Source organism: Pantoea sp. UBA5923, assembly GCF_002431095.1.
In the GTDB taxonomy this organism is placed as follows: domain Bacteria; phylum Pseudomonadota; class Gammaproteobacteria; order Enterobacterales; family Enterobacteriaceae; genus Pantoea; species Pantoea piersonii.
In genome coordinates this window covers 240,068-258,805 of sequence record NZ_DJDN01000010.1, presented here as the reverse complement: position 1 = coordinate 258,805, position 18,738 = coordinate 240,068, and the positions used below count along the sequence as shown (strand labels likewise).

Annotated in this window: 17 protein-coding genes and 3 tRNA genes; 11 read left to right on the top strand and 9 right to left on the bottom strand. The window is 57.2% G+C overall.

Features of this window, described 5'->3' with window-relative positions; genetic code table 11:
- The coding region (locus B3797_RS02425; RefSeq protein ID WP_311790269.1) for a LysR family transcriptional regulator at positions 1–488 on the bottom strand (488 nt) is incomplete at its 3' end.
- Positions 489–760: 272 nt separating this feature from the next.
- On the opposite strand from B3797_RS02425, the gene aaeX reads away from it, so the two are divergent.
- The 5 genes from aaeX (at position 761) to B3797_RS02400 (ending at position 5,762) form a co-directional block, all read left to right on the top strand.
- A complete protein-coding gene (gene aaeX, locus B3797_RS02420) occupies positions 761–964 on the top strand; it encodes a p-hydroxybenzoic acid efflux pump operon protein AaeX (protein ID WP_123802514.1) in 204 nt (67 codons plus the stop codon).
- Positions 965–971: 7 nt separating this feature from the next.
- The gene (aaeA, locus tag B3797_RS02415) at positions 972–1,904 is read left to right on the top strand and encodes a p-hydroxybenzoic acid efflux pump subunit AaeA (RefSeq protein ID WP_120455060.1); all 933 of its coding nucleotides are present in this window, start codon (positions 972–974) and stop codon (positions 1,902–1,904) included.
- An 11-nt stretch (positions 1,905–1,915) separates the two neighbouring features.
- Entirely contained in the window at positions 1,916–3,871 is a 1,956-nt protein-coding gene (aaeB, locus tag B3797_RS02410) for a p-hydroxybenzoic acid efflux pump subunit AaeB (RefSeq protein ID WP_311784489.1), read from the top strand.
- 111 nt (positions 3,872–3,982) lie between these two features.
- Entirely contained in the window at positions 3,983–5,443 is a 1,461-nt protein-coding gene (locus B3797_RS02405) for an NAD-dependent succinate-semialdehyde dehydrogenase (RefSeq protein ID WP_311790268.1), read from the top strand.
- 49 nt (positions 5,444–5,492) lie between these two features.
- Positions 5,493–5,762 carry a barstar family protein gene (locus B3797_RS02400; RefSeq protein WP_311784491.1) on the top strand — a complete coding sequence of 90 codons (270 nt, stop codon included), beginning with the start codon at positions 5,493–5,495 and terminating at the stop codon, positions 5,760–5,762.
- 59 nt (positions 5,763–5,821) lie between these two features.
- Here B3797_RS02400 and yhcN (B3797_RS02395) read toward each other — a convergent pair whose 3' ends face one another.
- The 4 genes from yhcN (B3797_RS02395) to argR all read right to left on the bottom strand — a co-directional run bounded on the left by yhcN (B3797_RS02395) (position 5,822) and on the right by argR (position 7,749).
- Positions 5,822–6,085, bottom strand: a complete 264-nt coding sequence (gene yhcN / locus B3797_RS02395; protein WP_033754807.1) for a peroxide/acid stress response protein YhcN — start codon at positions 6,083–6,085, stop codon at positions 5,822–5,824.
- A 95-nt stretch (positions 6,086–6,180) separates the two neighbouring features.
- On the bottom strand, positions 6,181–6,447 hold the full coding sequence (locus B3797_RS02390) for a YdgH/BhsA/McbA-like domain containing protein (RefSeq protein ID WP_120455051.1): 267 nt from the start codon (positions 6,445–6,447) through the stop codon (positions 6,181–6,183).
- A 91-nt stretch (positions 6,448–6,538) separates the two neighbouring features.
- Positions 6,539–6,802, bottom strand: a complete 264-nt coding sequence (yhcN, locus tag B3797_RS02385) for a peroxide/acid stress response protein YhcN (protein WP_120455050.1) — start codon at positions 6,800–6,802, stop codon at positions 6,539–6,541.
- A 476-nt stretch (positions 6,803–7,278) separates the two neighbouring features.
- Complete coding sequence (gene argR / locus B3797_RS02380; protein ID WP_103794479.1) at positions 7,279–7,749, bottom strand: transcriptional regulator ArgR; 471 nt, start codon at positions 7,747–7,749, stop codon at positions 7,279–7,281.
- A 421-nt stretch (positions 7,750–8,170) separates the two neighbouring features.
- Between argR and mdh the strand changes: the two genes are divergently transcribed.
- The gene (mdh, locus tag B3797_RS02375; protein ID WP_311784492.1) at positions 8,171–9,109 is read left to right on the top strand and encodes a malate dehydrogenase; all 939 of its coding nucleotides are present in this window, start codon (positions 8,171–8,173) and stop codon (positions 9,107–9,109) included.
- A gap of 107 nt (positions 9,110–9,216) precedes the next feature.
- Here mdh and mscM read toward each other — a convergent pair whose 3' ends face one another.
- The 3 genes from mscM to rsgA form a co-directional block, all read right to left on the bottom strand.
- A complete protein-coding gene (gene mscM / locus B3797_RS02370) occupies positions 9,217–12,546 on the bottom strand; it encodes a miniconductance mechanosensitive channel MscM (protein WP_311790267.1) in 3,330 nt (1,109 codons plus the stop codon).
- A 20-nt stretch (positions 12,547–12,566) separates the two neighbouring features.
- On the bottom strand, positions 12,567–13,463 hold the full coding sequence (gene asd, locus B3797_RS02365) for an archaetidylserine decarboxylase (RefSeq protein ID WP_120455044.1): 897 nt from the start codon (positions 13,461–13,463) through the stop codon (positions 12,567–12,569).
- A gap of 138 nt (positions 13,464–13,601) precedes the next feature.
- The gene (gene rsgA, locus B3797_RS02360) at positions 13,602–14,645 is read right to left on the bottom strand and encodes a small ribosomal subunit biogenesis GTPase RsgA (RefSeq protein ID WP_311790266.1); all 1,044 of its coding nucleotides are present in this window, start codon (positions 14,643–14,645) and stop codon (positions 13,602–13,604) included.
- A gap of 102 nt (positions 14,646–14,747) precedes the next feature.
- On the opposite strand from rsgA, the gene orn reads away from it, so the two are divergent.
- The 4 genes from orn to B3797_RS02340 all read left to right on the top strand — a co-directional run bounded on the left by orn (position 14,748) and on the right by B3797_RS02340 (position 15,731).
- Entirely contained in the window at positions 14,748–15,296 is a 549-nt protein-coding gene (gene orn, locus B3797_RS02355) for an oligoribonuclease (RefSeq protein ID WP_033754827.1), read from the top strand.
- 154 nt (positions 15,297–15,450) lie between these two features.
- Positions 15,451–15,526, top strand: a tRNA-Gly gene (locus B3797_RS02350).
- Positions 15,527–15,552: 26 nt separating this feature from the next.
- A tRNA-Gly gene (locus B3797_RS02345) sits at positions 15,553–15,628 on the top strand.
- Positions 15,629–15,655: 27 nt separating this feature from the next.
- Positions 15,656–15,731 (top strand) — tRNA-Gly (locus B3797_RS02340).
- A gap of 349 nt (positions 15,732–16,080) precedes the next feature.
- Here B3797_RS02340 and queG read toward each other — a convergent pair.
- Positions 16,081–17,220, bottom strand: a complete 1,140-nt coding sequence (gene queG / locus B3797_RS02335; protein WP_120455040.1) for a tRNA epoxyqueuosine(34) reductase QueG — start codon at positions 17,218–17,220, stop codon at positions 16,081–16,083.
- Here queG and nnr point away from each other — a divergent pair.
- Positions 17,219–18,733, top strand: coding sequence for a bifunctional ADP-dependent NAD(P)H-hydrate dehydratase/NAD(P)H-hydrate epimerase (gene nnr / locus B3797_RS02330; RefSeq protein WP_311790265.1), 1,515 nt, complete (start codon positions 17,219–17,221; stop codon positions 18,731–18,733). The two genes, queG and nnr, sit on opposite strands and share 2 nt — an antisense overlap.
- The last annotated feature ends 5 nt before the right edge of the window (positions 18,734–18,738 follow it).

The following is an 18,738-nucleotide window of genomic DNA, read 5'->3' as shown; positions in this document are numbered from 1 at the left end:
ATCGGCATCGCGCCGAGACGGCGAGAAAACAGGCTGGAGTCTTTCAGCGCGCCGACGCGGATAACCAGGTCCAGCCCGTCGGCGATCAGATCCGGCGCCGGGATGCCTGCAACCAGGTTCACGCTCAGACCGGGATACTCACGCAGCATATTGCTGGTCATCTCCGCGAGAACGTTTTGCGCCATCGTCGAGGAGCTGCCGATACGCAGCGTGCCAATCGGCGAGTTATTGAACGCGTAGAGCTGCTCATGCACCTGCGAGGCTTCAGCCAGCATACGGCGGCAGCCCTGATAGTAAATTTTCCCCGCCTCGGTCAGGCCGATACTGCGCGTGCTGCGGTTAAGCAGCTTAATCTGTAGCTCATCTTCCAGTTTCGCCACAATCTGACTGATAGACGAAACGCTGAGGTGAAGCTGGCGCGCGGCGGCGGTAAAAGAACCTAATTCAACCACTTTGGCGAAAATGGACATGCCCTTCAGTCGTTCCATTGTTTACTCTGATTAAAAAGTGATTTAGCTCACAATCTGTAGAAAACGTATAGTCAGGCGCGTTACTATATGCGCGCCCGGGTATTTCCCGGTGATTCGCTTTTGCCCGGGAAGGGTTAAGCCAGCCTGCTGTAAAACGTCTGTTGCTGCCCGATGATACGCTATTATTTACTCAGCAGTGGTTCGGATGCTGCCATCCGCCACCAACTCGTTGCGGCTTGCAGCCCGGCAGGCTAAGGATCATCCCGGCAAGGTCGTACTAAGGATCCCTGATGAGTGTGCTTCCGGTTTTTGTCGTATTTGGGCTCTCTTTCCCGCCCATTTTCATTGAATTAATCGTCTCGCTAATGCTGTTCTGGTTAGTGAAACGCCTGCTGACGCCAAGCGGGATTTACGATCTTGTCTGGCATCCGGCGCTTTTTAACACGGCGCTCTATTGCTGTGTGTTTTACCTGGTATCCCGTCTATTCATCTGAGGTTTAAGTGAAATCGCTAATAAGAAAAATCGCGCGTTACGCGATTACTATCCTGCTGGTCATCATCGCTGTGGTTATCATCTTCCGCGCCTGGGTGTTTTATACCGAGTCGCCGTGGACGCGTGACGCTAAATTCGCTGCGGATGTCGTGGCTATCTCGCCGGATGTGACCGGCCTGATCACTGACGTGCCTGTACATGACAACCAGCTGGTGAAAAAGGGCGACACCCTGTTTGTGGTGGATCGTCCGCGTTATCAAAAAGCACTGGATCAGGCGCAGGCTGACGTCGAGTATTATCAGGCGCTGGTAAGCGAAAAACGTCGTGAAGCGGCGCGCCGCAACCAGCTGGGCACCTCGGCGATGTCGCGTGAAGCGATCGACCAGGCGAACAACGATCTGCAAACCACGGAGCATCAGCTGGCGAAATCGATCGCCACGCGCGACCTGGCGAAAATCGATCTGGATCGAACCGCCATCACTGCGCCGTCCGATGGCTGGGTGACCAACCTCAACGTCTATGAGGGCGAATTCATTACGCGCGGTTCGGTCGCGGTGGCGCTGGTGCAACAGCACTCCTTCTATGTGCTGGCCTATCTTGAAGAGACCAAGCTGCACGGCGTCGAGCCTGGCTATCGTGCGGAAGTGACGCCGCTCGGCAGCAATGTGGTGCTGCGCGGCACCGTTGACAGCGTCGCGGCTGGCGTAACCAACAGCAGCAGCTCGGTGGACAGCAAAGGCATGGCGACAGTGGACTCTAATCTGGAGTGGGTACGACTGGCGCAGCGTGTGCCGGTGCGCATCCGTCTCGATCAGCAGCCTGGCAACCGCTTCCCGGCGGGCACCACCGCAACGGTAGTGATCACCGGGCAAAACGACCGCGCCGATACGCAGACTTCGCCAATGGCGCGTCTCTTTAATCGCCTGCGTGAGTTTGGTTAAGCGGGGCCGATATGATCGAGTTCCTGCGTTTCCCGGTCAAGCTGACCTTCGCGCTGGTAGCGGCGCTGCTGATCGGCTTTCATCTCAACCTTGAAACGCCCCGCTGGGCGGTGATGACCGCCGGCATCGTTGCCGGCGGCACCGCTTTCGTCGCCGGCGGCGATCCCTATTCTGGCGCGCTGCGCTACCGCGGCATTTTGCGTATTATTGGCACCTTTATTGGCTGTATCGCTGCGCTGACCATCATGATCGCCACGGTGCGCGCGCCAGTGGTCATGCTGCTGCTCTGCTGTCTCTGGGCGGGAGTCTGCGTCTGGCTCTCCTCGCTGATCAAGGTCGAAAACTCCTACGCGCTGGGCCTGGCGGGCTATACCGCGCTGATTATCGTCGTGACCTCAGACGCCAGCGGCGGGCTGACGCTGGCGCCGCAGTTTGCGGTAGAGCGCTGTAGCGAGATTGTGCTCGGCATCCTCTGCGCCATCCTGGCTGATATGATCTTCTCGCCGCGCTCCATTAAAAAGGTGATCGACAATGAGGTCGATTCGCTGCTGGTAGCGCATTACCGCCTGCTGCAGCTCTGCGTCGCGCATGAGGATAAAGAGGAAGTCGACAAGGCGTGGAGCGCGCTGGTGCGCCGCACCTCGGCGCTCGGTACCATGCGCGGCCAGCTGATGATGGAGTCCTCGCGCTGGCAAAATGCTAATCGCCGCCTGCAAATGCTCAACACGCTTTCGCTGACTATGATTACCCAGGCGGCGGAAACCTTTCTGATCCAGAACGCCCGTCCGGAATATATTCCGCCTCAGTATCGCCTGCTGATAGAAAAGGATGTGGAAAACGTCGCCGACGTGCACAGGCGCATGAAGGTCATGCGACGGGTCATCGGTGCCAGCAGCGACGGCAAAGCGCCCGTGACGCTGGCCAGCTGGGTCGGCGCGGCGACGGAATATTTGCTGCTGCTGAAGGGCATTAAAAGCAACAGCCGCATTACTGCGCTGGAAGAGAGTATTCTTGAGCGCGAAGTAGTGATCCAGGCGCGTTCCGCTGAAACGCACCATGCGATGATTAACGGCATCCGCACCTTTGTCGCCACTGCGCTCGGCTCACTGTTCTGGCTCTATACCGGCTGGACATCCGGCAGCGGCTGCATGGTAATGCTGGCGGTGATCACCGCGCTGGCGATGCGCGTGCCCAATCCGCTGATGATGGCGAAAGACTTTCTCTACGGCATGACCGTAGCGGTGCCACTCGGCGCGCTCTATTTTATCGTTGTGCTGCCGAATACGCAGCAGAGCGCGCTGCTGCTCTGTATCGCCATCGGCCTGCTCGGTTTTATTGGCGGTATCTTCGTACAGCGTCGCCAGATCGGCACCCTCGGCGCGCTGATCGGCACTCTTAACGTGCTGGTGCTCGATAACCCGATGAAATTCCAGTTCAACGCTTTTCTCGACAGCGTGCTGGGGCAGGTAATCGGCTGCTTCGTGGCGATGATGGTGATCCTGCTGATCCGCGACAAATCGAAAGCGCGTACCGGACGCAAGCTGCTTAATCGCTTTATGTATGCGGCGGTTTCGGCGATGACGACCAACCAGGCGCGCCGCCGCGAAAACCATCTGCCTGCGCTTTATCAGCAGCTGTTTATGTTGCTGAACCTGTTCCCTGGCGATATCGATAAATATCGCATCGCGCTGACGCTGATTATCGGCCACCAGCGGCTGCGCAATGCGGCTGTGCCGGTCAATGCCGATCTGTCGGCCTTTCACCGCCAGCTGCGCTACACGGCAGATCGCGTGGTTTCGGCGCGCAGCGATGAGAAGCGTCGACACTATTTCGAACAGCTGCTGGCAGAATTTGACGTCTACCAGCAGAAGCTGGTGCAGTATGATGCGCCGCTTAGCGTCACCGAGCCGGTGAAGCGTCTCGCCGATATGCTGAGCAAATATCAGAACACCCTCATCCAAATCTGAATCTGGCCGCTGCCTGCCGCAGCGGCCTTCTCAATGCCACGCCTTCACTAAAACGCCTGCTTTTGCCATCTATACTTTTCTGACAGGAAAAGAACTGACAGGAGCGAACCTATGACGACCACACTGCACGACAGCGAGCTTTTTCAGACCGGCTATCTGGCCGACGGCGAGTGGCGCCGCACCGCAGCTACCTTTGATGTGTTAAATCCGGCTACGGGCGAGGTGTTGGCCGCCGTTGCGAAAGCGGGAAAAGCCGAAACCGAACAGGCGATCGCCGCAGCCGAACGCGCCTTTCCCGCCTGGCGCGCGCAGACAGCCAAAGCGCGCTCGGAAATCCTCTATCGCTGGTATCAGCTGATGATCGAGAACAAAGCCTGGCTGGCGCAGTTGATGACCGCCGAACAGGGTAAGCCGCTCAAAGAGGCGGAAGGCGAAGTGGAATACGCCGCCAGCTTTATTCAGTGGTTTGCCGAACAGGCGAAGCGCGCTAACGGTGAAATTATTCCGCCAGCCAAACCTGGCTCGCGCATTCTGGCGACGCGCGAGCCGATTGGCGTAGTGGCCGCGATTACGCCATGGAATTTTCCTATGGCGATGTTAACGCGCAAACTCGGCCCGGCGCTGGCAGCGGGCTGCACCGGCATTATCAAACCCGCTAACAACACCCCGCTGAGCGCCTTTGCGCTGCTGGCGCTGGCGAAGAAGGCAGGCGTGCCGGATGGCGTGCTTAACGCGGTGGCTGGCGATACGCACGCGATCAGCGATGCGATTATGGCGAGCAAGGCGGTACGGAAAATTTCCTTCACCGGATCGACCCAGGTTGGCAAGACGCTGGTGCGCAACGCCGCCGAGACGATGAAAAAAGTATCGATGGAGCTGGGCGGCAACGCGCCCTATATCGTTTTTGAAGATGCGGATATTGACGCGGCGGTGAAGGGCGCTATCGCCAATAAATTCCGCAATGCCGGTCAGGTCTGTGTCAGCGTTAACCGCTTCTATATTCATGACGCCGTTTACGATCGATTCGTAAATCAGCTGGCTGAAGAAGTGAAAAAGCTGAAGGTGGGCAACGGGGTAGAAGAGGGCGTGGTAGTAGGCCCGCTGATTGAGGCTTCCGCCGTGGATAAAGTGGAAGAGCACGTTAAAGACGCGAAAGCCAAAGGCGGCCGGATCGTTACCGGCGGCGAGCGCCATGCGCTGGGCGGCAACTTCTGGCAGCCGACGGTCATCGCTGACGCGCACGAAGAGATGAAGCTGGCGCAGGAAGAGACATTCGGACCGGTAGCGGCCTGTTTTCGTTTTAGCGATGAGGCGGAGGTTATTCGCCGCGCCAACGACACCGAATTCGGACTGGCGGCTTATTTCTATACCCAAAACCTGCAGCGCGTTTTCCGCGTTTCGGCCGCGCTGGAAAGCGGCATGATTGGCATCAACGAGTGCGCGGTATCGACCGAGCTGGCGCCGTTTGGCGGCGTCAAAGAGTCGGGGCTGGGACGAGAAGGTTCAGTGCTTGGTCTGGAGGAGTATCTGGAAGTCAAAGCGCTGCATATCGGCGGCCTGAGCGAAAGTTAACGCGCGGGCGGCTCCGGCCGCCCGGTAAGGAAGGACAGGAGCCTTCACTATGAAAACCGAGCGTTTCGACTTTAACGAGATTGTCGACCAGTCGCATTTTTTTCGTCAGTTTAGCGAGCGCTTCGCTCTGAATGCGCACCGCATCAGCGATCTGGACGCGTTATGGGACGTGCTCACCGGCAATGAACTGCCGATGCCGCTGGAAGTTGAATTTATTCATCTTGGAAAGGGGCAGAAGCGGCGCTATGGCGCGCTGATACTGCTCTTTGACGAGGCGGAAGAGGAGCTGGAAGGCCAGCTCCGCTTTAATATTAAGTAACCCGACAAAAAGGGCCCCGACAAGCGGGGCCAAGGGGTTCGTCAGTAGTTGACGAGGAATTACTTATAAAGTTCGGCAGTGAAGTGGTAGCTGTCGCCGGTGCGCGCTTCGATCACTTTATAGGCGCTGGCGCCTTGTTCATCGGCTTTCTGAGAAAGCTGCGCGCGATAATCCATCGGCGAGCCGGCTGTACCACTGATGGTCACTGTTCCCGCAGGCTGCATATTCTGGGCCTGATCGCCGGTAATCAGCTGCGCTGCCTGAGCGCCAAATGCGATTACGGAAAGCAGGCTAACAGTTGCGATGGTTGTTTTGATTTTCATAATTTATCTCCTCATTACAATCAACAACCTGCGGTTGGCATAAGTATGCGGGTCGTCGATATAGCCAGGCGTCGCATGGGCGCCCGATCGGTTAATTATTTATAAAGCTCAGCCGTGACGTGATAGGTATCGTCCTGGTTATTCTCGATGATGCGGTAGTGGCTGGCGCCCTGCGCATCGGCTTTCTGAGAAAGGGCCTGGCGAATATTGGTCTGGTCGCCGTCATGGCCGCTGATGCTGATGGTCTGGTTCAGCGGCTGCAGCGTTTCGGCCTGTTGATTTGATACCAGGCTGGCTGCGCTGGCGCCGAACGACAGTACGGCAGTCAAACTTGCTAAGGCGATAATGGATTTGGTTTTCATGGTCTACTCTCCTGAATTCATCGATTAGGCACCCGATGCGCAATGTGCGCTTCAATAAGGCCGCCGTTACAACGTTGTCTGGTTAACGAACTTATTTATAAAGCTCGGCAGTAGCGTGGTAGTTGCCATTGTTATAGGCCTCGATAACACGGTACGCGCTGGCACCCTGCTGCTCTGCTTTCGCATTGAGTTCGTCATTGATTTGCGCAGGAGAACCGGCTACGCCGCTTACGCTTACTGAACCGATAGACTGCAGATTTTGCGCCTGCTGCGAGTTAACAGATTCTGCTGCAAATGCGCCAAATGACAGTGCTGATAGAATACTCAGGGTTGCGATAGTAGTTTTAACGTTCATATATATTTCCTCGTCGTCTGTTTTTGTCTTTTTGTTTGGTGTGATTTGCGTCACGAAAAGAAGTATAGAACTAATAACGTCTGAAATTAATACCTGCCTAATAATGTTTCGTTGTTATTCTTTATCCTTATGACTCATTTTTATTCTTTAAAGTTATAAAAAATGGATAAAAAGTGACCATTGCCCCTTAAATGCTTTTAAAAACAAAATGGTAAGTGACTTTATCTTTTTGTGCGAAAAGGGGTGGTGAAAGTGGCTGGTTATTGATTTGGATCTGGGTATTGTCGCTAATTGCGTAGTGTAAAGCAGCGTAAAATAGCGCAAAAGGTTAAGCGGGCCAAAAGGTATGACCAACGTTAGCAGCGGCAACAGCAGCGAAATTTAATAAGGCAACTAGCGGAATTAGCAGGGAATAAAGGGGTTTTATCGCGCGGGAGGCGCGACCAGCAGCGCGGATTGCCGGTCGCGTATAACCATTAAAGTTCCTGTTCAAACACCGTCAGAAGGGCGCTATGCAGTTTCCTGACGGTAAAAGCGCGCGCTGGCGTTATAAAAATCGTGTCGTCACCAGCGATAGTGCCGAGAATACCTTCCGCTTTGCCCAGTGAGTCAAGCAGGCGGGCAATCAGCTGCGCTGCGCCAGGGCTGGTGCGAATCACGATCAGCGCATCGTTATAGTCGATATCCAGCACCAGGTTTTTTAACGGGCTGGTGGTTGTCGGCACGCCAAGTTCCGCAGGCAGACAGTAAACCATCTCCATCTTGGCGTTGCGCGTGCGCACCGCGCCGAATTTAGTCAGCATACGAGAGACCTTCGACTGATTGATATTGTCGAAGCCTTCTTCCTGCAGCGCCTGCACAATCTCGCCTTGAGAACTGAATTTCTCTTGTTTCAATAAGGCTTTAAACGCTTTGATCAATTCGTCTTGTTTTGATGGGTTTCGCATAAGCTACCAGTAAAGAAAAATGCCGAACGCCCGCCGACGGCAGATAAATTATTATGCATATGAATGAATTTTTATGCAATTGGTCGATGAAGCAGGCAGGCGCCGCGTATTGCGGGCGCTCATGATAACAAAATTTTCTGCGCAGACCAAAAACGGTACGGGTGTGGTAAGCGAAGGTTGCGGAATTGTTATACAATTGAGGTGTACTGAATGCATAGCTATCACGGCCGTGCTCTATCTGCTATCGACATCGTTGTCGGTCATTCAGGCGCGTTGTGCTGACAAAGTAGCAGCCCATAAGATTAAGTGCTGCGGCACGCATAATTAACAGTGGGTTTGTCATCGTCTGAGAAGTTGATTCAGGTCTGGACACAGATGGAAATTCGGCTCTACTCTGCCCCACCTTAATAAGGAGTACAGAATGAAAGTTGCCGTTCTTGGCGCTGCTGGCGGAATCGGTCAGGCGCTCGCCCTTCTGTTAAAAACCCAGCTTCCTGCGGGTTCCGAACTCACGCTCTATGATATCGCGCCGGTAACGCCTGGCGTGGCGGTGGATCTCAGCCATATTCCTACCGCCGTCAAAATCCAGGGCTTTAGCGGCGAAGACGCGACGCCTGCGCTGCATGGCGCGGACGTTATCCTCATCTCGGCGGGCGTAGCGCGTAAGCCGGGCATGGATCGCGCCGATCTGTTTAACGTCAACGCAGGGATTGTGCGTAACCTTATCGAGCAGGTGGCGCAAACCGCCCCTGAAGCGCTTATCGGTATTATTACCAACCCGGTTAACACCACGGTGGCGATCGCTGCTGACGTGCTGAAAAAGCATGGGGTATACGACAAAAATCGTCTGTTCGGCGTCACAACGCTGGATATTATCCGCGCGAATACCTTTGTCGCCGAACTGAAAGGCAAGCAGCCGAATGAGGTTGAGGTGCCGGTGATTGGCGGTCACTCCGGCGTCACTATCCTGCCTCTGCTGTCACAGGTGAAAGGGGTGAGCTTCAGTGACGAAGAGGTCGCCAGCCTGACGAAGCGTATTCAGAATGCGGGTACGGAAGTGGTCGAGGCGAAAGCGGGTGGCGGTTCCGCGACGCTGTCGATGGGCCAGGCGGCAGCACGCTTCGGCTTATCGCTGGTACGCGCGCTACAGGGTGAGGCGAACATCGTCGAGTGCGCCTATGTCGAAGGGGATGGCGAGTATGCCCGCTTCTTCTCGCAGCCGCTGCTGTTGGGCAAAAAGGGTATTGCGGAGCGACGCGCCATCGGCTCGCTCAGCGAGTTTGAACAGCAGGCGTTAAACGGCATGCTGGAGACGTTGAGAAAAGATATCGCGCAGGGCGAAGAGTTTGTGAAGCAGTAAACGCGCCGCTGTAGCACGCTTTCTCTGCTGACGAGGCCCGCATTCGCGGGCCTCTGTTTATCGGGAAGAACGACTGCGCGTGGTTATGACATAGCGCGGCGTTTCAGCTAAAGACCGCCTGACTTAAACGTACGTGATGACGGCGAACCGTTGCTGGCGGACGACTTTTTGCCCAGCGTCTCCATACGCACCTGGAAAGGCGGGAAGGGCATTTCGATGCCGTGTTCGGCAAAGCCTTTCAGGATCAGCTGGTGCAGCTCATGGCGCAGCGGCATACGGTGGCCCATCTCCGCAGCGTGGATACGCAGCTCAAACAGCTGGATGCCCTGCTGCAAATCAACCAGGAAGACATCCGGCGCTGGCACATCCAGCACATAACTACAGCGCTCGCACGCCTGCCTCAGCACCGTTGTCACCTCTTCGCTGTCCACATGCGCGGGCGCAGGAATCGTCAACACCACGCGCGTTACCGAGTCGGAGAGCGACCAGTTAACGAACTGTTCGGTGATAAAGGCTTTGTTCGGAACAATGATCTCTTTACGGTCCCAGTCGATAATGGTGGTGGCGCGCGTATTGATGCGCGTAATGCTGCCGGTAAGATCGCGGATAGTCACGGTGTCGCCAATACGAATCGGCTTTTCAAACAGAATAATCAGGCCGGAGATAAAGTTGGCGAAAATCTCCTGCAGGCCAAAACCGAGTCCCACACCGAGCGCGGCGACCAGCCACTGCAGCTTCGACCATTCGATGCCGAGCATTGAGAAGCCAATCAGGCCGCCGACCAGCATCAGCACATACTTGGTCAGGGTGGTAATGGCGTATCCGGTACCCGGCGTCAGATTAAGGTGCTGCAGCAGCGCCAGCTCCAGCAGTGCCGGCATATTGCGCACCAGCTGCGTGGTGATAATCAGCACCAGAATCGCAATCAGCACCGAGCCTAACGTAATAGGCTGAATGCTCTCAACGCCCTGCACCGTGGTGCTGACGTCCCACAGGCGAATGTTCTCAAGGAAGCCGAACGCGGAGTGAATCTCCGACCAGAGCACAATCACCGACACCAGCGCAATCAGGGTCAGGATAGAGCGCACCAGCCGCAGCGACTGTGCGCTGATGGCGTCGAGGTCGATAATCGGCTCATCTACCTCGACCTCGCCGTTCTGCGCGGCCGAGTCTTTCTCATCTTCGTGACGCGCGCGGTTCGCCAGCATGTCGGCCCGGCGCTGACGCGCGCGGTCAAAGGCGATGCGGCGGCGCTGAATCAGCATCCAGCGACGGATGATGTGGTAGATCACCAGCAGCAGGAACCAGATGGCGACAGAGGTTTCCAGCCGCGCCAGCAGCGCCTGCGCGGTTGCCAGATAGCCGATCGCCGAGGCGAGGGCGGCCGCCAGCGGAATAGCGATCATCAGGTTCCATAAGACGCGGTTCACCAGGTTATCGCCGTTGCCCTCTTTATCCAGATAGAGCGGGATACCGGCGCGTTTCAGGCTGACGGTGACGATCGACAACGCGCCGCAGATCAAGATAAAACAGAGCCGGCCGAGCGAAGCGGAAAACTGGCGATCTTCCATATTGGCGAAGGCGATCAGCAGCATAATCAGCGGCACAATCAGACCGATGGTCAGCGTGTAGTAACGGGTCGCGCGCGCTACGCGGGTTTGCGGCCAGCGAAAATGCACCACAAACAGGCCGTTTGGACGGGCGAACGCCGCGCTGATCATAAAGGCCCACAGTAGCGGCAGCGTCGCCGTAATGCCGTCGCCGAAGGCCACCGCTATCGGGTAGGGCCAGGCGTGCTGCAGCCCATAGCCGAGCGCGGCCCATAACACCGGCAGCGGCAGCGCCACCAGAATCGACCAGAAAACGGTACGCACCGTCAGGCGGAAGCGATCCTGTGTCACTTTGCCCACCTTGCTCGCCGAGCGCGCCAGGAAGGCGTTGAAGTGACGTCGTGTTCTGATGCTAAAGCCGACCAGCAGCACCGCGCCGAGCAGCGGCAGGACGGTCTCGCGGCTGGTAACCATCATCGCCAGCGCTTTGCCGAGCTGCCCCAGGGTGTTGAGCGACAGCAGACGCGTCAGATCGTGCGCCACTTCAACCGGATAATTGAGGCCGATGGGCGTGATATCCGCCGTCCAGAAAAGATAGCGATGGGTGGCGTCTTTCACATCGGTCAGCGCATCCTGCAGCTGGGTATTGGCGACCTTGAGTTTGGTGATCTCCAGAATCAGCGTATCGCAACCGGAAATCAGCGAGTTAAGCAGCTCGCGCTGGGTTTTTAACTGCGCATCCAGAATACGGCGCTGTTCCGCGGTAAAAGGCTGTCCGTCGGGCTGATGCTCCTTGCGCAGCGTATCCTGCATTTGCAGCAGATCTTCGTAGTGCAGGCGATGTACGCGCAGCTGTGCCATCTCATTATCAATCTGCTGCGATTTAGGCATCTCAGGCAGGCGCGCCACCTGCGCGCGCAGCGCTTCGCCGAGCAGATTCGACGCGCCGAGCCACTGCGACTGTTCGCGCAACGTGCCCAGCGCCTGACGGACCTGGATAATCTGATTGGTCGCCAGCCGCTGCTGGGAGGCGACCAGATCCATGCGCTGCGCCTGCTCGTTCAGGGCGCCGGAGAGTTCGCGGTTGATGTGAAACTGTTTGCTGATAACGGGCGGCAGGTCGCCGCTGTTTTCCGCCAGCTGCTCGGTACGCGCCAGCGCCAGTTCCGCTTCACGCTGTCGCTGTTCATTGAGCTGGTTGCGCAGAGCCTGTAAGTAATTATCGAGCTGTGTCGCCTTGCGCTGATGAAGATCGGCGCGCATGCGCGCCAGCTCCTGACGGTTGTTGGCAGAGAGCTGCGCCAGCTCCAGCTCGTCAACGCGCGCTTTATTCACCGCGTTTTCCGCCTGGCGCGCCCAGAGCTGCGCCTGCGTCTGCGGCGAAGCGGCGGTGGTTCCGTTCTGCAGACGGCGATCGCTTTCGGTCATCGCCCGGCGCGCCTCGGTTTGCTGCTGCGGAAGCTGCGAAAGGGAATCGCTGATCTCGCGGGCGCGATCCTGCTCCTGCTGCGCCTGACGACCTTCCTCCAGCAGCTGACTGCTGACCTGCAGGATCTCCTGATCGAGCTGGGCGCTGCTCATGCTGCTGCGTACGCTTTTGCTGTTGTCGTCTATTGAGGCGATCTGCTGGCGCAGTTCGCGCGCGAGGCGGGGAAAATCATCAATGACCTGCTGATACTGCTTTGCGCGCTCCAGCGACTCATCGCGTTCGGAAAGATAATTGAGGGCGGCTTCAAGGGACTGCACCTGTTCCGCCTGCGCAGGCGTGTTTTTTGCCGCTTTCGCTTCGTCCAGCGCCTGTTTGATTTGGCTGGCATCCGGCACAGTGGCCGCCAGCGCTGAGGTGCTGAGCCAGAGGCTCAGCACCAGGATGAGAAACGATCGCACAGCAAAAACACTCTCAGCGGTTAGTCGGCGATAACGTCGACGGGGTCGGTCTGCGGCAGCGCCATCGCCAGCGGCTGGCCAAGACGGGTTTTGCTTTCGGCTTCCAGACTCTCCGCCAGCTTGACGCGTCCCGGCGCGAACAGATTGATAACGGTGGAGCCCAGCTTAAAGCGCCCCATCTCCTGGCCTTTCAGCAGCACAATTGCGCCTTCACTCTCCGCGGCCGGATAGTGCCAGCGTTTAATCACCCCTTCACGCGGCGGCGTAACGGTGCCAGCCCAGCTGGTTTCGATGCTGCCGACGATGGTGGCGCCCACAAGAATCTGCACCATCGGCCCGATATCGGTATCGAAATAGCAGATAACGCGTTCGTTGCGCGCAAACAGGTTCGGAATATTGCGCGCCGTCAGCGGGTTCACCGAGTAGAGATCGCCCGGTACGTAGATCATCTCGCGTAAAATACCGTTACACGGCATATGCACGCGGTGGTAGTCGCGTGGCGCAAGGTAGGTGGTGACGAAATGGCCGTCGCGGAACTGCGCCGCCATCTCTTCCTGACCGGCCAGCAGCGCATCCAGCGTATAATGGTGGCCTTTCGCCTGGAAAATCTGGTCGCCTTCAATGCGGCCCAGCTGGCTGATGGCACCATCGGCAGGCAGCACGATCAGATTCGCGTCGGGATCGACCGGACGCGCGTCGTCCTTCAGCGGACGAACAAAGAAGTCGTTGAAGGTGCGATAGCTGGCGGTATCGGACTTACGGGCTTCCGACATATCCACCTTGTAGAACCAGACGAAGATATCAATCACCAGTTTGGTCAACCAGCCGCCACGACGGCTGGCACCCCAACCCGCAAGTTCTGTTAACCATTTTTTCGGCAGTACATGATTCAGGCCGAGTTTTACACGATCAAACACCTTAGCCTCCTGGCTTTGTTTCGCGTCAATCAAAAGGGGGCGAATCATATCAGCGCCCCGGTCAGATGGCGAATTTCCCCCGTGATCCCTCTCGTTATAAAGGCGATGCAGGGTCAATGCCGTGATAAGAAGCGATTATCACTCGCTGGAGGAGAAATTTTTGCGCGTTTTAACCTGCGCCATGCTCTCCAGAATACGGTGATAGTTGTCGAAGCGCGAAATGTCTATCTGGCCCGCTTCGACGGCGGCGCGGATGGCGCAGCCGGGATCGCTGCCATGCTTACAGTCGCGGAATTTACAACTGCCGAGAAATTCACGGAATTCGACAAATCCGCGCGTAATTTGTTCCGGTTCGAGATGCCATAAGCCAAACTCGCGCACTCCCGGCGAATCGATCACATCGCCGCCGTGAGGGAAGTGGTACAGGCGCGACGCGGTGGTCGTGTGCTGACCCAGACCGGAAACGTCGGAAACATCATTGGTGACAATGGCGGTGGCCGCCGCCGCGTCAAGGCCGAGCAGGGCGTTCAGCAGGCTCGACTTACCGACGCCGGACTGTCCGGCAAAAATGCTGATCCTATCGGTCAGGGCGGCTTCCAGCTCCGCCAGGCCCGCTTTCGCATGGCTGGAGACCATCAGCACGCGATAGCCGATACGGCGATAGATATCCATCTGCTCATCAACGAACGCGCGCGCCTCGTCATCCAGCAGATCGGTCTTGTTCAGCACCAGCAGCGGTTCGATGCCCAGGGTTTCGCTCGCCACCAGATAGCGGTCGATGATATTGAGCGACAGCTCGGGCAAAATCGCCGAAACGATAATGATCTGATCGATATTAGCGGCGATAGGCTTCAGCCCGTCGTAGTAATCGGGGCGCGTCAGCACGCTGCTACGCTCATGGACCGCTTCGACAATGCCTTTGCCGCCGCCAAGCGCCGGACGCCAGACGACGCGGTCGCCGGTAACCAGCGAACGAATAGTGCGGCGCAGGTTGCAGCGATGCACCTCGCCCTCGCGGTCTTCAACGTCTGCGTGCATGCCGAAGCGGCTGATCACTACGCCTTCCGCCGCTTCACCAAACAGATTATCGTCAGCTTCCGGCGCTTCGCGCTGGTTCAGACGACGCTGATGGTTAGCGCTGACGCGACGTTGTTGACCTTTCGACAGTTTATTTTTGCTCACGCATCCTCTCAGGCTTTCGCCAGACTTCGCCCGGCTGGGCAAAACGTCTATGATACACCTTATTCACTATTGATGACGACTACGGCTACGGCGGGAAACAGCATGGCAACAGGAAATGAAAATAATCTGATTTGGATCGATCTGGAGATGACCGGGCTGGATCCGGAGCGCGACCGCATTATTGAGATAGCCACGCTGGTGACCGACGCGAATTTAAATATCCTGGCGGAAGGGCCGGTGATGGCGGTGCATCAGTCCGACGCGCAGCTGGCGCTGATGGATGAGTGGAACGTACGCACCCATACCGCCAGCGGGCTGGTCGAGCGCGTGAAGGCCAGCGAATTCGACGATCGCCGCGCCGAACTGGCGACGATTGAATTTCTCAAGCAGTGGGTGCCCGCCAACAGCTCGCCGATTTGCGGCAACAGCATTGGTCAGGATCGCCGTTTCCTTTTCAAGTATATGCCGGAGCTGGAAGCCTATTTCCACTATCGCTATCTGGACGTCAGCACCTTAAAAGAGCTGGCGCGTCGCTGGAAGCCAGAGATTCTGCCAGGCTTTAAAAAGGCGGGCACGCATCAGGCGCTGGATGATATTCGCGAATCTGTCGCCGAGCTGGCATACTATCGCGAGCACTTTTTGCAGCTTTAGCGTTGAAAGGTGCGCAGGAAAACAGCAGGTTGCTGCTTTAATCGGCAAACGAATCGAAAGCGCAAAATTTTGCTTTTAGACTCTTGCAGCAGCAATAATTTCTCGTATAATGCGCACCCCGTACCGATGAAGAATTTATGCAACGGTACAAGGCGCGGGAATAGCTCAGTTGGTAGAGCACGACCTTGCCAAGGTCGGGGTCGCGAGTTCGAGTCTCGTTTCCCGCTCCAAAATTTGTTTGCAGTACCTTTCCTAAGCGGGAATAGCTCAGTTGGTAGAGCACGACCTTGCCAAGGTCGGGGTCGCGAGTTCGAGTCTCGTTTCCCGCTCCAAAATGTGTTTAGCAGTACCTTTCCTGTGCGGGAATAGCTCAGTTGGTAGAGCACGACCTTGCCAAGGTCGGGGTCGCGAGTTCGAGTCTCGTTTCCCGCTCCAAATTTTACATCGCTAAAAATCATACGCTTAGCTTAAGCCGTTGATGATCGTCGCGTACCGCTGCGCTTATCAGGTTATCCACAGCGCGTCAGCCGTGTTTTTACGCCGCTCACGGTGATCTGTAAAACTATTTTAAACAGAGTTATCCACAAGTTGCCCTGCGCTCAGCAGCGCTATCCACATTATTATTTATACACATTCTCTATTTAACTCATTGAATTATATCCTAATGAGGATATTTCATTTTGTTAAAACCAGCCTTGACGCACTCTGTGTCAGTTGAATGACAACAGCTTTTTATTTTTATGCACAGCTTGTGGAAAAGTAGCTGACGATTCGCATTGATTAATCATGCGTCACGCGGCAAACCCTTCTCAATGGCGCGTACCAGCCGTTTTTGCTGCGCGGGCTGCACATCAATCGACAGCGCCTGCCGTTTCTCCTGCTGCTGAACCAGCGCCCACTCAATATGTTCATCAAGCAGCGGGTTTTCGCCCAGCCGCTTCTTCAGCACCTCTGCGATTTCCGCGCGCCAGGGCGCATTGCCCAGCGCCACGGCGATATTGCGCAGCCAGCGCAGGTGGCCGATACGGCGTATTGCCGAGCCTTCCGTCACACGTAAAAAGGTTTTTTCATCCCACTGGAACAGCGTCATCAGCTCCGGCGCATGCAGCGCAGCGCGCGGCGAGAAGTCCGTTTCATCGCTGAGTTGCCCGTAGCGATTCCACGGGCAGATCAGCTGACAGTCGTCGCAGCCGTAAATACGGTTGCCCATAAGCGGACGCAGCGCTTCCGGAATGGCCCCTTCAAGCTCAATCGTGAGATAGGAGATGCAGCGGCGCGCGTCTACCACGTAGGGTTCGACGATAGCGTTGGTCGGACAAATCGTCATACAGGCGACGCAGCGGCCGCACTGCTCTTCCTGCGGCGCGTCAATCGGCAGCGGCAGATCGATCAGCAGTTCGCCGAGAAAAAACCATGAGCCTGCTTCGCGGTTCAGGATCAGCGAATGTTTGCCGGTCCAGCCCAGGCCCGCTTTGGCCGCCAGAGGGCGTTCCAGCACCGGCGCGGAGTCAACAAAGGGGCGAAAATTAAGCTCACCGCACTTTTCCTGAATCATTTCTCCGAGCTTTTTCAGACGATTGCGCAATACTTTGTGGTAATCACGTCCCAGAGCGTAGCGGCTGACATAGCCGAGTTGCGGGTTTTTCAGCGTGCTGGCAAAGGCGGCTTTCGCCGGAAGGTAGTTCATGCGTACGCTGATCACGCGCAGCGTGCCGGGCAGCAGTTCATGTGGACGCGCACGCATCATGCCGTGGCGCGCCATCCACTCCATTTCGCCGTGATACTGTTTGTCCAGCCACGCCTGCAAACGCGGTTCTTCCGCGCTGAGATCGGTGTCGGTAATGCCGACCTGCTGAAAGCCGAGATCCTTGCCCCACTGTTTAATCTGTTGAGCAAGCTGATGAAGATCGAGAGGGTATGACATGAGTAACCAGGAATCGAAAGCAAACGGCCGCAGTTTACCATATTCCGTCTGGCCTGCGCAGGCTCTGCGCCAGCTGGAGCGCGACGGCGCCGACGCGCTGGGCATTACCCTGTACGAGCTGATGCAGCGTGCGGGGCAGGCGGCGTTCGGGCTGGCGCGCGCGCAGTGGCCGCAGGCGAGCAACTGGTTAATCCTCTGCGGTCACGGCAATAACGGCGGTGACGGCTATGTGGTGGCGCGGCTGGCGCAGGCAGCGGGCTGCGCGGTGACGCTGCTGGCGTGCGAAAGCGATAAGCCGCTGCCGGATGAGGCGCAGCGCGCGCGTGAGACCTGGCTGGAAGCGGGAGGCGATATCCATGCCGCTGATGCCGTCTGGCCGGAAGAGGTCGATCTTATTATCGATGCGCTGCTGGGCACCGGCATTAATCGCGCGCCTGCCGAACCTTACCTCAACCTGATCAAGCAGGCGAACGCGCACGCCGCGCCAGTGCTGGCGATCGATATGCCGTCGGGGCTGTCGGCGGCGACCGGCTGCGCGCCGGGCGAGGCGATTAGCGCCACGCAGACGCTAAGCGTTATTGCGCTTAAGCCTGGCCAGATTACCGGCAAGGCGCGCGATCTTATCGGCGAGCTGCGCTATGCCGATCTCGGCTTAGGCGCTTTCCTTGCCGGTGAAAACGCGCCGATGGCGCGTTTCGACGCCAGCTTTTTGTCGCACTGGCTAAAGCCGCGCAAGCCTACCTCGCATAAAGGCAATCATGGCCGTCTGCTGGTGGTGGGCGGCGATACCGGCACCGCAGGGGCGATTCGCATGACGGCGGAAGCGGCGCTGCGCAGCGGATCGGGGCTGGTGCGCGTACTGACGCATCGCGATAATATTGCGCCAATATTGACGGCGCGCCCGGAAATCATGGTGGACGAACTGACCGACGAGGCGCTGCGAAGCGGGCTGGAGTGGGCGGATGTTATCGCCATTGGCCCGGGACTGGGCCAGCGCGAATGGGGACAGAATGCGCTTAAAGCGGTCGAAGCCAGTGAAAAGCCGATGCTTTGGGACGCGGATGCGCTTAACCTGCTGGCAATAAACGCGCAGAAACGTCAGAATCGCATCATTACCCCGCACCCAGGCGAAGCGGCGCGACTGCTGGGTATTAAGACCAGCGAAGTCGAGAGCGATCGCCTTCTCGCCGCGCAGAAGTTAACGATGCGCTACGGCGGGGTAGTAGTGTTAAAAGGCGCCGGCACGATTATCGCCAGCGAGCAGGGCGAAATGGCCTTCGCCGACGTCGGCAATGCCGGCATGGCATCCGGCGGCATGGGTGACGTATTGAGTGGTATTATCGCCTCGATGATGGGGCAGCAGCTTGCGCTGTTCGACGCGGCCTGCGCAGGCTGCGTGGCCCACGGCGCGGCAGCGGACGCAGTGGCGGCGCGACGTGGTACGCGCGGCATGTTGGCAACAGATTTATTCGAGCTGCTTTGGCAGTTTGTTAATCCAGAGATGACCCAATAATAAAG